Origin of the sequence: Streptomyces sp. Rer75 (genome assembly GCF_013414305.1) — a bacterium.
Taxonomy (GTDB): domain Bacteria; phylum Actinomycetota; class Actinomycetes; order Streptomycetales; family Streptomycetaceae; genus Streptomyces; species Streptomyces himastatinicus.
The window spans coordinates 8,984,726-8,998,159 of sequence record NZ_CP058693.1 but is presented as its reverse complement, the minus strand read 5'-3'; the positions used below and the strand labels follow the sequence as shown (position 1 = coordinate 8,998,159).

13 protein-coding genes are annotated in these 13,434 nt (G+C 71.7%); 6 read left to right on the top strand and 7 right to left on the bottom strand.

The features are described from left to right. Positions 1-21 precede the first annotated feature (21 nt). The 4 genes from HYQ63_RS38285 to HYQ63_RS45295 are packed head-to-tail and all read right to left on the bottom strand — an operon-like array spanning position 22 to position 1,369. Positions 22-471, bottom strand: coding sequence for a DUF6010 family protein (locus HYQ63_RS38285; RefSeq protein ID WP_218929615.1), 450 nt, complete (start codon positions 469-471; stop codon positions 22-24). Beyond that, a complete protein-coding gene (locus HYQ63_RS38280; protein ID WP_179938261.1) occupies positions 468-761 on the bottom strand; it encodes a hypothetical protein in 294 nt (97 codons plus the stop codon). The genes HYQ63_RS38285 and HYQ63_RS38280 overlap by 4 nt, the downstream gene beginning before the upstream one ends. Next, positions 758-1,222: a hypothetical protein gene (locus HYQ63_RS38275; protein WP_179938260.1), complete on the bottom strand. Its 465-nt coding sequence runs from the start codon at positions 1,220-1,222 to the stop codon at positions 758-760. Before HYQ63_RS38275 ends, HYQ63_RS38280 begins: the two co-directional genes overlap by 4 nt. 21 nt (positions 1,223-1,243) lie before the next feature. Then, positions 1,244-1,369 (bottom strand): hypothetical protein, encoded by a 126-nt coding sequence (locus HYQ63_RS45295; protein ID WP_257232414.1) that lies wholly within the window; start codon positions 1,367-1,369, stop codon positions 1,244-1,246. Between the two features lie 211 nt (positions 1,370-1,580). Here HYQ63_RS45295 and HYQ63_RS38270 point away from each other — a divergent pair, with 211 nt between their 5' ends. The 5 genes from HYQ63_RS38270 (at position 1,581) to HYQ63_RS38250 (ending at position 5,994) form a co-directional block, all read left to right on the top strand. After that, positions 1,581-2,519, top strand: a complete 939-nt coding sequence (locus HYQ63_RS38270) for a GlxA family transcriptional regulator (protein WP_179938259.1) — start codon at positions 1,581-1,583, stop codon at positions 2,517-2,519. A 144-nt stretch (positions 2,520-2,663) separates the two neighbouring features. Further along, entirely contained in the window at positions 2,664-3,401 is a 738-nt protein-coding gene (locus HYQ63_RS38265; protein ID WP_179938258.1) for a TetR-like C-terminal domain-containing protein, read from the top strand. A 54-nt stretch (positions 3,402-3,455) separates the two neighbouring features. Further along, the gene (locus HYQ63_RS38260; protein ID WP_179938257.1) at positions 3,456-4,625 is read left to right on the top strand and encodes an MAB_1171c family putative transporter; all 1,170 of its coding nucleotides are present in this window, start codon (positions 3,456-3,458) and stop codon (positions 4,623-4,625) included. Between the two features lie 329 nt (positions 4,626-4,954). Continuing rightward, positions 4,955-5,419: a helix-turn-helix domain-containing protein gene (locus HYQ63_RS38255; protein ID WP_179938256.1), complete on the top strand. Its 465-nt coding sequence runs from the start codon at positions 4,955-4,957 to the stop codon at positions 5,417-5,419. Then, on the top strand, positions 5,416-5,994 hold the full coding sequence (locus HYQ63_RS38250) for a toxin (RefSeq protein ID WP_179938255.1): 579 nt from the start codon (positions 5,416-5,418) through the stop codon (positions 5,992-5,994). The genes HYQ63_RS38255 and HYQ63_RS38250 overlap by 4 nt, the downstream gene beginning before the upstream one ends. Positions 5,995-6,004: 10 nt before the next feature. Here HYQ63_RS38250 and HYQ63_RS38245 read toward each other — a convergent pair whose 3' ends face one another. From HYQ63_RS38245 to HYQ63_RS38235, 3 genes are all read right to left on the bottom strand, one after another. After that, entirely contained in the window at positions 6,005-9,400 is a 3,396-nt protein-coding gene (locus HYQ63_RS38245) for an aminotransferase class I/II-fold pyridoxal phosphate-dependent enzyme (RefSeq protein ID WP_373689237.1), read from the bottom strand. A 62-nt stretch (positions 9,401-9,462) separates the two neighbouring features. Next, the gene (locus tag HYQ63_RS38240) at positions 9,463-10,413 is read right to left on the bottom strand and encodes an NAD-dependent epimerase/dehydratase family protein (RefSeq protein WP_179938253.1); all 951 of its coding nucleotides are present in this window, start codon (positions 10,411-10,413) and stop codon (positions 9,463-9,465) included. A 72-nt stretch (positions 10,414-10,485) separates the two neighbouring features. Beyond that, positions 10,486-11,766 carry a YeeE/YedE family protein gene (locus HYQ63_RS38235; protein WP_179938252.1) on the bottom strand — a complete coding sequence of 427 codons (1,281 nt, stop codon included), beginning with the start codon at positions 11,764-11,766 and terminating at the stop codon, positions 10,486-10,488. 129 nt (positions 11,767-11,895) lie between these two features. Here HYQ63_RS38235 and HYQ63_RS38230 point away from each other — a divergent pair, with 129 nt between their 5' ends. Further along, on the top strand, positions 11,896-13,431 hold the full coding sequence (locus HYQ63_RS38230) for an amidase (protein WP_179938251.1): 1,536 nt from the start codon (positions 11,896-11,898) through the stop codon (positions 13,429-13,431). Positions 13,432-13,434: the final 3 nt, after the last annotated feature.

Below are 13,434 nucleotides of genomic sequence, written 5' to 3'. Positions count from 1 at the left end.
CCTTCCCTTACGACCCTCACGTCAGGAAGATCGCACCCTGCCGGACCCGACATCCTGCGCCCGGTCCGATCGAGTGGGCCCGACCCGGCCGCGGACGAGGGCGATCAGCGAGGGGCCGCCCCGGAAACACCACAGGGCGATGACGGGGTCGCAGATGGCGCAGCCGAGGGAGGAGTCGTGGGCGAAGGGGATGATCGGATTGCCCTTGACATGGTGCACCACGTCCCAGGCGGTGTGCATCAGCCACGCGATGCCGATGAACGTCCAGGACTCCAGCCCGCGGTAGGCGACGTAGGTGATGGCGGCGGTGGCGACGAATTCCCAGCCGCCCATGCCACCGCCGCTGAGGTAGGCCGCTCCCGCTCCCGCCACCATGATGGCGTTGAAACGGCGTCGGTGCGGTTCGCGGATCAGCGACATCAACAGGGCGTAGACGACGCCGACCAGAATGGCCGCGAAGTAGGGGATCATGACTGGATTGCCTTCTCGGGGTGCGGAGGGACGGTCCCGGCGCGGCCGAGCTGCCGCAGTGCGAGGAGGCCGCCGATACCGGGGATGACGGCGGTGGCCTTGGTGGTGTTCGTGGCCTGTCGAAGGCGCCAGGTGGCGCCGATGACGAACAGGTAGGCGCAGCCGTGGGTGGGTCCCATCAGGGAGGAGATGGGCTTCAGGTGGGCGGTGGCGAGGTTGGCCAGCATGATGACCAGCGAGATGAGTTCGGCGTGTGCCGCGATGCGCAAGGGCCGCAGGTGCACGGTCATACTCCCGTGGTGGAGCCGGGGCGGATGATCATCAGGATGGTGACCGTGGCCCACAGCAGGTTGAAGACGCCGGTGAGCATGGCGAGGCGGGCCGGGGCACGGGTGGCGATGGCGCCGGGGGCCCGGGCCGCAGTGAGGGCCCCGTCCTGGGCGGGCAGGATCAGCAGGGCCAGGATGGCGGCGGCCGCGGCGGTCAGGACGATCGAGGTGATCAGCCATGCGCTGCCGAGGACGCCGAGGCTGCTGGCGGTGGCGAATCCGAAGAGGGGTACGGCGATCCCGATGGCGGCGTAGACGCGGCAGATGCGGTGCAGCATCCGCAGGGTGGTGAGCGCCTCGTGGTCCTGCGGGTCGCCGTGGGCGCGGCGCAGGGCGGGCGGGAACATGCTCGCGGCGACGGTGACGGGGCCGATGGCGATCACGGCGGCCAGGACGTGCAGGGAGAGGAAGAGTTTCGTCATGGTGAGGGTGGCCGATCGGGGTCAGAAGCCGACGGGCGCCAGGCCCAGATCGCGCGGGAGTGGCAGCAGCCCGACGAGTTCATCTCCGTAGGGGGCGATGACATCAAGCGGGTCGAAGCCGTCGAGCAGGACTACCTGGACGTGCATGCAGGGCTCTCTTTCCGAGGCGGGAGGTCCGGTCCGTTCCGGGAACGCCACCGAAGCTAATCGGCTGCCGCCTTCCCTCCCAGTGGCAGGAGTGCCACCTTTCAACGGGATACTGCCAACGGCGAGTAGAGCACCCTTGACGTGCGCCAATGTCGAGGAATCAGCGCTCCGGACCACCCCAGCCCGTCCCGCGAGGGGGTATCTTCCGGCCATGCACACCATCGCCGTTCTCGCCCTGGACCAGGTGATCCCGTTCGACCTGTCCACGCCGATCGAGGTCTTCACCCGCACCCGCCTGCCGGACGGGCGTCCCGGCTACCAGATCCGGGTGTGCGCCGAGCGCCAGGAGATCGACACCGGCACCTTCGCCCTGCGCGCGCCCTGGGGCCTCGACGGGCTCCAAGGGGCGGACACGATCATCGTGCCCGGTACCGCCAACCCCGCGGCCCCGCTCGCCCCGGAGGTCCGCGACGCCCTGCGGGCGGCGGCCGAGGACGGCACACGGATCGCCTCCATCTGTTCGGGCACCTTCATCCTGGCCGCCACCGGCCTGCTCGACGGGCTGCGGGCCACCACCCACTGGATCGCGGCCGGTCTCCTGGCCACCGCCTACCCGGACATCGAGGTGGACCCGGACGTCCTGTACGTCGACAACGGCCAGGTCCTCACCTCCGCGGGCGCCGCCTCGGGCCTGGACCTGTGCCTGCACATGATCCGCCGCGACTACGGCTCGGCCGTCGCCGCCCACGCGGCCCGGCTGTCCGTCATGCCGCTCGAACGCGAAGGCGGGCAGGCGCAGTTCATCGTCCACGACTACGCGCCCACCCCCCAGGGCTCCGCCCTCGAACCCCTGCTCGCCTGGCTCCAGGACAACCTGGGCCGCGACCTCACCCTCGCCGACATCGCCGCCCACGCCGGGACCAGCACCCGCACCCTGATACGCCGCTTCCGCGAGCAGACCGGCACCACCCCGCTCCAGTGGCTGCACCGCGCCCGCATCCGCCAGGCCCAGCACCTCCTGGAGACCACGCCCCACTCCGTCGAACGCATCGGCGCCCAGGTCGGCTTCGGCTCCCCCACCGCCTTCCGCGACCGCTTCAAACGCACCACCGGCGTCAGCCCGCACACCTACCGCCGCACCTTCAGCTGACACCGGCGCCACACCGGGCCCAACTCGGCCCGGCCGCCACAGCTTTGTCGGTCCGTGAGCAGTGTGGCGCGGATCACAGCGCAAGGCCGTGCAGCTCGGGCAACTGCGCTTATGACCGTTGCGGCCGACAGGTACCGTTTGGCCATGGATGTTTCCGGAACGAGCGCCGCCGACGAGAACTCCGGGCCGCGGGCGACGATCAAGGCCGCCGCGCGCCAACTCCTGGTGAAGCAGGGCGCGGGAGGGCTGTCACCGGAGGCCGTCGCCCAGGGCGGCGGTCTTGCCGTCACCGAAGTGGAGGCCGTCTTCCCGCATCGGGACGACCTGCTGACCGCCCTGGTCATCGACGCCTACAACGCGTCCGGCGCCGCGATGGAGCAGGCCGATCACGCCGCCGCGGAGGCCGGAGGGTCGGCGGGGGCGCGACTCCTCGCCGTCACCCGCGCGCTGCGGCAGTGGTCGTTCGACAACCCGGCCGAGTTCACGCTGATCTACGGCTCGCCCGTTCCGGGCTACCACGCCCCGCAGGAAACGGTCCCGCCCGCCTCGCGCACTCCCGCGGTGCTGGCCGGCATCGTGCGTACGGCGCTGGAGGCCGGTGAACTCACCCCGCCCCGGCGGGCGGTGCCCGGGCCCCCGCTGCTGCTGCCGGAGGCCGTGGCACTGTTCGGCGGCGCGCCCGGGGCTCCGTTCTCGGACGTCATCGAGCGCGGCATCGTGCTGTGGAGCAGTCTGATCGGGCTCCTGGTGTTCCAGGTCTTCAGCCGCACCCACGACAGCGTCCGGGACGAGTCCGCGTTCTTCGACTACGCCGTCGCCGTGGCGGCCGAGGGGATCGGCCTCGTGGTCCCCCTGGACGGCACCGCCGACACCGCCGACTGAAACACCTGACCGACACCGTTCGCCGCGTGCGCGGCACTGGCAGGGAATCGGGCCGTGAACACCACCAAGACCCTCTGCTTCGTCATCGCGGCACTCTCGTCGTATGCCGCGCTCATCTACCGGCTGTGCCAGGTCAGACGCAGCTGGCGGGACAACGCCTACCGCGCGCTGGTCATCACGCTGCTGCTCCAGTGCGTCACCTTCACGATGGGTGTCGTCGTCATGGGGAGCGACAGCTTTCTGGGCGTCGGCAACCTCGCCATCCTTCTGATGCACCTGTCGGCGGTCGCCGTCTGCGTGACCGCACAGATCATCCTGTTGCACTGGTCGACCGCCGACGAGGAGGCGGTACGGAAGACCCGCTACTGGCTGATCACCGGCATCGCCGTCACCGCGCTGCTGATCGCGCTGTTCTTCATCGCCGACGGCCCGGGTCGTCCGGCGTCGGACTTCAACACCGGCAGCGGCCAGCCGCTGATCCTCACCTACCTCCTGGTCTTCATCACCTCCCAGGCGGTTCCGTGCGTGACCATCTTCCGGCAGTGCGGCCCCTACGCCCGGATGACCGACAAGGCGTCGCTGCGGCAGGCGCTGCGGCTGCTGTCCGTCGCCGCGGTGGTCCTCTTCCTCTACTGCACGGCCAGGACGGTCAACATCCTCACCGCCGCGGTCGGGATCGACATCGGCGCCTGGACGGTGCTCGCGTCCCTCTTCAGCGCGGCGGGCATCGCCATCCTCTCGGTCAGCCTGACCATCTCCTCGTGGGGCGGCTCGGCCGCCAAGCTGCTCAACTGGGCGCACAGTTACCGCTCGTACCGCGCCCTGTACCCGCTCTGGCGGGATCTGTACGAGTCCTCCCCGGACATCGTGCTGGACCCGCCCGGTGCCGCGGTCTCCGATGCCTCCGACCTCAACTACCGCCTCCACCGGCGGGTCATCGAAATCCGGGACGGCTGGCGGGACTTGCGCCCCTACATCGACCGCACCGCTGACGGCGCCGACGGCGGCGCTGCGGGCCCGGGTGCGAGCGAGGAGTTCCGGCAGGCGTTCACCGAAGCGGCGCAGATCCGGCAGGCCCTGCACGCGAAGCGCACCGGCGCCCTCCCCGATGACAACGAGGACGCGGGCGACTTCCACGACCGCGACACGGGCAACTTCACCGCGGAGGTCGCCTGGCTCACCAAGGTGGCGTCCGCCTACCGCAAGCTCGACGGCGCGAGGTGAGAGCTCCCGCCCGGACTGCCCCCGTGTCAGACCGGGCGGGATTTCCCCCGTTTCCCCCGTGATTCCCCCGTTCTTTCCCCCGTGGTTCCCCCGTTTTTCCTCGTCCGGCCGGGCGGGTGTCCCCGTCCGGCCGGACCTGACCCTCCCCCGTGGGCCAGGCCGATAGAACCGTCCATCAACTCGACTACCCCCGCAAGCGGAGTTAGCTGACAGCTATCGGCGAGGTCCCACGTTGACGGAGTTGGAGCAGATTGTCAACTGACCGCTAATCTGCGAAACTGACGATTAGCCGAGGGCAAAGATCCGAGGAGGTGAGGGGAGGAGATCACATGTCCGAGACCGACGATCGGCCCATGCTGGCAGTGCGCCTGGACAACCTCTTCAAGACGGTTCGTCCCAAGGGCAAGCACTGGACCAACGCCGAAGTGGCGGAGGAGCTGAAGCGGGCCAACCCCGAGCTGAAGGTCGGGGGTGTGTATCTGTCGCAGTTGCGGACGGGGAAGCGCTCCAACCCCTCACCGGACCTCCTGGCCGCCCTGGCGCGCTTCTTCGGCGTCTCGGTGGCCTACTTCTTCGACGACAAGGTCGCCGAGTCGGTGCTCAGCGAGGTCGCCGCCATCGAGGCGCTGCGGCAGGCGGGCGTCCGGGCCGTGGCGATGCGGGCGGCCGGGATGAAGAAGGAGAACCTCCAGGCCATCACGACCATCATGGATCAGTACCGGCAGATGCAGGGCCTTCCGCCCGTCACCGATGCCTCGGACTCCGAGGGTGCCGACACCTCGGACCCCGGGTGAGGGGCCTCAGGGGCGGGCGGTCGGCCGACCAGGACCGCCGCAGCCAGCTCAAGAGGCTCCGGAAGGCGGGTGCGCGGCGGATCGCCGACCTCGATCTGCCGGAGGTGGCCGATGTGGCCGAACTCTGCCGCTACCTCGGCGAGATCCGCGAACGTCCGATCACGCTGGTCCCGATGCCGATCCCCACGTCGCACCCGTGTGGCATGTGGGTCGCCGCACGCGACGAGGACCTCATCTTCTTCGACGCCAACACGACCAGCGCGCATCAGGAGCACATCATCTTGCACGAGCTGGGCCACATCATCTGCTGCCATCGCGGGGCGGGTTGGCTGGATGAGGCGAGCGCCCGCCTCCTCTTCCCCAACCTCGACCCCGACATCGTGCGTGACATGCTCCTGCGCGCCACCTACGACGACGTCCAGGAACAGGAAGCGGAGATCATCGCCTATCTGCTCTCCCAGCGGCTGGGCGGCAGCGCGGAAGCGCAGGGCACACCGCCCGCCGAGGAAGCCGGTGACGGCACCGCGTCAGGACGGGACGTCACGCTCAGCCGGATAGAACGCACGCTGATCTGACATGAGTTACTCAGCCACCGGCGGACGCCACCTCCTCGGCCAGGATCGTCACGGCCCGGCGGATGTCGTCCTCCCGGTGTTCGCTGGTGACGAAGAACCGCAGCCGGGCCAGGCCCTCCTCCACCGCGGGGTGGAAGATCGGGTCGGCGATGACGCCCCGTTCGTACAACCGGTCCGCGACGCGCAGCGTCCTCGCCGAGTCGCCGATGACACACGGCACGATCGGGGTGTCGGCACTGGAGCCCGTCGGCAGACCGGCCGCGGTGGCGAGGCCGAGGAACAGCCGCGCGTTCCGCCGCAGGGTGCGCACCCGGTGCGGTTCCGCGACGATCAGCTCGGTGGCGGCCAGCGCCGCGGCCGCGTTGGCCGGGGTCAGGCCGACGCTGTAGACGAAGCCGGGCAGCGTGTGCCGCAGCCACCGCACCATCCGGGCCGAGCCGCCGAGGTAGCCGCCGCAGCTGGCGAAGGCCTTGGAGAGAGTGCCCATCCACAGATCCACGCCGGACCGGTCGACGCCGAAGAACTCGCCGACGCCGCGGCCGCCGTCGCCCACGGTGCCGATGCTGTGCGCCTCGTCGACCATCAGCAGGGCCCCGTAGCGCCGCTTCAGCTCGATCACGGCGGGCAGGTCGACCAGGTCGCCGTCCATGCTGTACGCGCCTTCGACGGCGATCAGGACCCGCCGGAAGCGGGACCGGTTGACCCGGAGCAGGTGTTCCAGCCGTTCGGTGTCGTTGTGGGCGAACGGGCGTCTGGCCGCCCCGGACAAGGCGCAGCCCTGAAGGATGCTGTCGTGGGCGAGGGCGTCGTGGAGCACCAGGTCGCCCGGCCCGACCAGGTGTCCTATCGCCGTGACATTGGTGGCATGGCCGCTCACCAGCGCCAGGCAGTCCCCGACGCCGAGGAAGTCGGCGAGCGCCCGTTCCAGCGTCACGGTCAGCTCCCGTTCGCCGGAGAGCGGCCGGCTCGCGGAGACCGAGGTCCCGTACCGGTCCACCGCCCGGTGCACGGCCTCGCTGACCGCCGGATGGCCGGAGAGCCCCAGGTAGTTGTAGCTGCCGAAGGACAGATACTCCCGGTCGCCGATCCGGGTCGTGTCGCGGATGGTGCCCTGATGGACCCGGAAGTACGGGAAGTCCGCACCGCTGCCGGTGATCGAGTCCAGGCGCTCCTCGAACTGCCGCACCTCCGGGAACTCGTCGACGGTCGCGGTCGCCGTGCTCCACTCCGCGGGTGCCTCCCGGGGCGGGGGCGCACCGGGCGGGGGATCCTCCGTGAGGTGGGGGCCGGTCAGCGCGATGAGCTGTTCGACGGTGAGTTCGGGCGAGAAGATCTCATCGGTGCGGAAGCCCGGTATTCGCTTGCCGATGTTGGTTTCCAGCTCCTGCAACATCAGGGAGTCGAAGCCGAGATCGGCCACCAGCGCCATCCGCTCGTGCAGATCGGACAGGGGGTAGACGCCGGTCCGCGACAGCTCTTCGAGCACGATGGACGCGGCGGACGCGGTGGCGGCGGGCTGTTCCTCCCCCATGTCCTCAAGGGTGGTGTCCCCGCTGTCGCGGGCCGTCTCGTCCACCACCCAGTGGTGGCGCGGGGCGAGCGGACTCGGCGGCAGGGTGCACGGGGGTATGCGCTCCCCCTCGGGACGGAGCCCCGCGCCGGTGACCGCGCGCTCCGCGAGCCGGGCCAGCGCGGCGGCCGTGCGTGGCTCACCGGACATCGAACCGGATGGCGAACGGGACGGCGGACCGGGCCATGGCACCTCGGCCTGTGGCGGCTCACCGGGGGGCACCGTGCCGATCACCTGCCCCGGCCCGATGGTGCCGGTGCGGCCCGCGGCCACGGCGTCGGCCGCCGCGGTCAGCCGGGTGGCGGCGTCGGCGGCGTCCTCCACCACCAGGGCGAGGCGTTCCGCGAAGGGGGTCCGGCGCGCCAGGGTGTCGGCCACCTCGTCCAGCGGCGGCCCGTCCCCGGTGATGGTGTGCGCCAGTTCGCGGGCGTAACGGGCCAGCCCTTCCCGGTCGCGGGCGCTGAGCACCAGCAGATGCGGCCCCTCGTCGGGTGCCGGGCGGGCCGGTGCCGTGGTGCACTCCTCCACCACCAGATGGACACCGGTGCCGCCGAAGCCGAAGGCGCTCACCCCCGCCCGGCGCGGCTGCCCGGACTCCGGCCATCGGGTGGGCACGGTGGGGATGGTCAGCCGGGCGGCGTCGAGCCCGGAGCGGTCGGCCAGGTCGAACGCGGGCTGCGGCGGTATCACTCCCCGCTGCACGGCCAGGACGGACTTGATGAGCCCGGCGATGCCCGCGGCGTTGAGCGCGTGGCCGACCACCGCCTTCACCGCGCCGAGGAAGGCGGGGGCGCCCCGCTCCCCGCGCAGCTCGCCCAGCACACCGACCTCGACCGGATCGCCGACCGTGGTCCCGGTGCCGTGTGCTTCGAGATAGCCCACCGCGTCCGGGGGAAGGTCCGCGTCGCGGTAGGCCCGGCGCAGCGCCCGGAGCTGACCGGCCGCCTGGGGGTGCATTCCGCCCTGTACGGTCCCGTCGTTGGCCGTTCCGACGCCGCGGACCACCGCGTAGACCCGGTCGCCCGCGGCCAGCGCGTCGGCCAGGGGCCGCAGCACCAGGACCCCGGCGCCCTCCCCCAGGACGAAGCCGTCGGCCTCCGCGCCGAACGGCAGACATCTGCCGCTGCGCGAGATGGCGCCGATCCGGCACAGCCCGACCAACAGGTCGGGGGTGAGCAAGAGTTGGGCGCCACCGGCGAGTGCGATGCGGCACCGTCCCGCGCGCAGCGCGAACACCGCGTTGGCCACGGCCATGAGTCCGCCGGAACACGCCGCGTCGAGCGCGTAGCTCTCGCCGTGCAGATCGAAGACGGAGCTGACCGTGTTCGGTCCCATGTTGAGCAGCAGCCCGGCCACCGAGGTGCCCTGAAGCCCGCTGACCGCGCGGACCGTCTCCGGCCACCGGGGGTCGGTCGCCCGCGCCCCGAACTCGCCGCCGGTCAGCTGACGCATCCGGAGCTGCATGGTGCTGATCTCGCGGTAGCCGCTCTCGGTGAGCGCCGTGATCACCGAGGTCTCCTCGCGGTCGAAGCCCTCGGCCTCCCATCCCGCGTCCTGGAGCGCCTCACGGGCGAGGTCGATCAGCAGCCGGGCCTGCGGATCCATGGATTTGGCCCGCCGCGGCGGAATGCCGTAGTGCACCGCGTCGAAGTGGCCGACGTCCGGCAGCAGGGCCATGGTGTCCGTATAGGCGGCGGACGAGTCGCGTACGTTGTCGCTCAGGAAGGCGGCGCTGCGCCACCGCGAGTCCGGGACGGTGGCGAACTGCGCCTGCGGGGACGTGAGGAGCCGCCAGTACTGGTTGACGTTCCGCGCCCCCGGAAACCGGCAGGCCATCCCCACGATCGCGATGTCATCACGGCGTGCTCCGGCTAACCCCACGGGGGAGTCTGTCGCTGTCACCCGCGTCCCCCCGCACCGTCGAGTCGCCCGCGCCACCAGTCCACCGTCGCCTTGATCTGCTCGTCGACGGGGGTGGCGCGCACCGCGAACTCGGCTTCGTACGCGCTCGAATCGACCACGAACGGCCGGTCGAACTGATAGCGGATCTCCCGCAGCGCCCGGATCAGCGGGGAGAAGACCGACGCGACGCCCAGCACGGCCGGCGGCAGCGCGCGCACCGCAATCGGCCCCGTTCCCGCCTCGGCGGCCAGGCGGTCGACCATCTCCCGGGTGGACAGCGCGGGCTCGGTCGGAACGTGCCAGGCCCGTCCCCACGCCCGCTCCTCGCCCGCCACCTCGACCAGGGCCCTGGCCACGTCGGGGAGGTAGGTCCAGCTGTGCGGGGCCTCCGGATCCCCGAGCGCGGAGACCGGCTTGCCGCGCAGCAGGCGGGGCATGACCCGGGCGGCCAGGTGTCCCCCGTCGGTCACGCCGGGCCCGAAGAAGTCCGAGGCCCGCACCTCGACCGCCCTGATACGGCCCTGCTCGTGGAGGTTCCGCGCCTGCTCCCACCCCGCCGCGCGCACCCGCCCCTTGGGGCCGGTCGCCGCGAGCGGCAGCTTCTCGGTCAGGGGGCCGTCCACCGGGCCGTAGCCGTAGAGGTTGCCCAGCATGACCAGCACGGCCCCGGTCGCCTCGGCGGCCGCGCAGGCCGACGAGATCAGCGGGGGCCATTCGCTCGCCCAGCGGTGGTAGGGCGGTGCGGCACAACTGTGGATCGCGGCAGCGCCCTGCGCCGCCGCGATCAGTTCCTTGCTGTTCGTCGCGTCCAGCGCGACGTGCTCGATGCCGGGTTCCGCGCTGCGGCCCGACCTGGTGACGACCCGTACGGTATGCCCCTGTTCGGCCAGCAGCCGGGCAGTAGCCGCTCCGGCGGGCCCGTATCCCATGACGACTTGTAAGCTCACGCGCGCACATTAGCGCGTGCGTGCGGTGCTCTTGTACTGGAGAGTCAGGAGCGTGCCGACGCCCTCGGTACCTCAGCAGACGCCGTCGCCCGGCTTCGGATTCCCGAGCCCGAAGAGCGGCCGCAGCTTGAGCCCGGCCCAGGTGCCGAGGAGGGCGAAGGCGCCCCAGAGCCAGCCGTGCAGGCTGCCGGAGGCGATGCCCGCGAGGTACGCGCCGATGTTGCAGCCGCCCGCCAGCCGGGCGCCGATGCCCATCAGCACCCCGCCGAGCACCGCCGCGACGCCCGTCCGCCACGGCACGCCGCGGTGGAGCGTCCAGGTGCCGCCGAGCGCCGCGGCGGCCGCCGCGCCGACCATGATACCGATGTCGGTGAGGCTGGTCTTGTCCGCGAGCACCGGCCCGGCGAGCATCTCCTTGTTTCCGGGCTGCTGCCACCAGCTCCAGCTCTCCGGGTGGCCGCCGAGGGCACGTACCAGCTCCGCTCCCCACAGGCTGAAGGCGCTGGTGACGCCCCACGCCCCGCCGGACACCAGCAGCACTCCGGCCCCCAGCACGGCCAGCGCCACGGCGCCGACGGCCAGCGGCCACGAACCGCGCAGCACCCGGGCTGCGGCGCCGCGCGCGGAGGGTACCGGGCCGATCGGCGGCGGGGGGCGGCGGGCCTGCACACCTCGGCTGACCAGCACGATGGCGGCGAGCACGAGGATCGTCACCGCCCAGGAGCCGAACCAGCCGATGTGGTCGGCCATGACGACCGGCTCCAGGGCGGGCAGGTCCTTCCACAGGTCGAACTGCCAGGCGGCGAGGGTCGCGCCGCCGATGAAGCCGCCGAGGGTGAGCACGATCGACGTCTGCCCCGAGCCGACGGCGAAGAGCGTGCCGGACGCGCAGGCGCCACCGAGCTGCATGCCGATGGCGAAGACGAACGAGCCGATCAGCAGCCCCAGGCCCAGCGGTTCGGCCGACGGCGCGGGAACGGACCCGAACAGCCCGGTCCCCGTGCCGATGAGCAGGGCGAACAGGGTGGCCGTGGTGCCGAGCAGCAGGGTGTGGGCGCGCAGCCCGGTGCCGTTGCCGACGGCGACCAGCTGCCGCCAGGCGGAGGTGAAGCCGAAGCGGGAGTGGAAGAGGGCGATGCCCAGGCCGAGCCCGAGCAGCAGCAGGACACCGGGCTTGGCCCCGTGCGCGGACCACACGTACGCGGTCAGCGCCGCGGCGAGCAGCCCGGACACGGCCAGCGGCACCCGGCGTACCGGCGGCGCTGCGGGTGCCTCCGGCCGGGGCACGGAGGTGGGTGAGGGGGACAGCAGCGCGGCGGTCTTCGCGGCCTCGGCCTGCGGGGCGGTGGTCACGGGCGGGCTCCGGGGACGTACGGGAATTGCGAGTGCGGCGGCGACGCGAAAGCGTCTTGCGGTGGGCCGCCACCCTATTGTGCGCTGATCCTCATGAGGAGCACCGGACGCATTAGGGACATGAGGGACATGACGGGCACGAGAAAGCGGAGCACTGCCGTGGCGATCGCCACCCTGGTCGTGGGCTCCCTTTGCGCGGGCGCGCCGCAGGTGCGGGCTGCTGACGCGGGTCTCGATCTCGATACGGCCACCATTCCGGAATTACAGGCACGCATGGCGGACGGTTCGCTGACCTCGTCGGGTCTGACCACCGCCTATCTGCGGCGGATCAAGGCCATCGACCCCACGGTCCACGCGGTGTTGCGTACCGACCCGACGGCCCTGCGCCAGGCCGCCGCCAGCGATGCCCGGCACCGGCGCGGCGACGTCCGGGGTCCGCTCGACGGGATTCCCGTCCTGGTCAAGGACAATGTGAACACCCGCGGTATGCCCACGACGGCCGGGTCGCTGGCGCTGGCGGGCCGCCCACCGGACCGCGATGCCGCCCTGGTGTCCCGGCTGCGGGACGCGGGGGCGGTGATCCTCGGCAAGACCAATCTGTCGGAGTGGGCGAACTTCCGTGCGGCGAAGCCGACGTCGGGGTGGTCGGCGGTGGGCGGGCAGACCAACAACCCCTATGTCCTGGACCGGAATCCGTGCGGGTCCTCCTCCGGTTCGGGCGCCGCGCTCGCCGCGTCGCTGGCGCAGGTGGCGATCGGTACCGAGACGGACGGCTCCATCGTGTGCCCGGCCGGGATGAACGGGGTGGTCGGCCACAAGCCCAGCCTCGGCCTGGTCGGTCAGGACGGAGTGGTCCCCATCTCCGCGGAGCAGGACACCGCGGGGCCCATGGCACGCAATGTGACCGACACCGCGCTCACCCTCGCGGTGATCGGCGGTGGCGACACCGCACACCTCCCGGACGGCCGGACGCCACCGGGCAGTCTGCGCGGCAAGCGGATCGGGCTGTGGCGGCTGCCGTCGCTGGGGCCCGAGGTGGATGCCGTGATGACCCGTACCGCGGAGAAGCTGCGGAGCGCGGGAGCCGAGGTGGTCGAGGTGACGCCGCCGTATCAGGAGCGGCTGGCCGAGCTCGAATTCCCGGCGCTGCTGAGCGAGTTCCACCGGGACATCGACGCCTATCTCGCCACCCGCGAGGGGCCGCGGAACCTCGCCGAGCTGGTCGAGTTCAACCGCGCCCACCCGGAAGAGCGGACCTGCTTCGCCGGGCAGGAGCTGTTCGAGCGGGCCCTTGCCGCGCCACCCACCACCGACCCCGCATACCGGGCCATGCGGGCCGAGTTGAAGGACCTTTCCCGGCGTTCGATCGACGAGACGATGGCAGCCCACCGGCTGGACGCCATCGCCTCGCCGACGAACCCGCCCGCGTGGACGACGGACTGTGGCCGGGGCGACAACGATGTGATCCCGTCCTCGACACCCGCGGCCGTGGCGGGATACCCGTCCCTGTCGGTGCCCGCGGGGAGGGTGAACGAGCTGCCGGTGGGCGTGCTCCTGATGGCCGGTGACCGCCAGGACGGCTCGCTCCTCACGCTGGGGGCCGCGGTGGAGCGGCGGCTTCACGCCTGGCGGGCACCGCGCTACCTGCCCTCGGTCACGTCCTAGTCG

Coding starts and splice junctions, on each gene's coding strand:
- HYQ63_RS38230 (WP_179938251.1), top strand. CDS start 11,896: ATGACGGGCACGAGAAAGCGGAGCACTGCCGTGGCGATCGCCACCCTG.
- HYQ63_RS38245 (WP_373689237.1), bottom strand. CDS start 9,400: ATGGCCTGCCGGTTTCCGGGGGCGCGGAACGTCAACCAGTACTGGCGG.
- HYQ63_RS38270 (WP_179938259.1), top strand. CDS start 1,581: ATGCACACCATCGCCGTTCTCGCCCTGGACCAGGTGATCCCGTTCGAC.
- HYQ63_RS38265 (WP_179938258.1), top strand. CDS start 2,664: ATGGATGTTTCCGGAACGAGCGCCGCCGACGAGAACTCCGGGCCGCGG.
- HYQ63_RS38275 (WP_179938260.1), bottom strand. CDS start 1,222: ATGACGAAACTCTTCCTCTCCCTGCACGTCCTGGCCGCCGTGATCGCC.
- HYQ63_RS45295 (WP_257232414.1), bottom strand. CDS start 1,369: ATGCACGTCCAGGTAGTCCTGCTCGACGGCTTCGACCCGCTTGATGTC.
- HYQ63_RS38280 (WP_179938261.1), bottom strand. CDS start 761: ATGACCGTGCACCTGCGGCCCTTGCGCATCGCGGCACACGCCGAACTC.
- HYQ63_RS38285 (WP_218929615.1), bottom strand. CDS start 471: ATGATCCCCTACTTCGCGGCCATTCTGGTCGGCGTCGTCTACGCCCTG.
- HYQ63_RS38255 (WP_179938256.1), top strand. CDS start 4,955: ATGTCCGAGACCGACGATCGGCCCATGCTGGCAGTGCGCCTGGACAAC.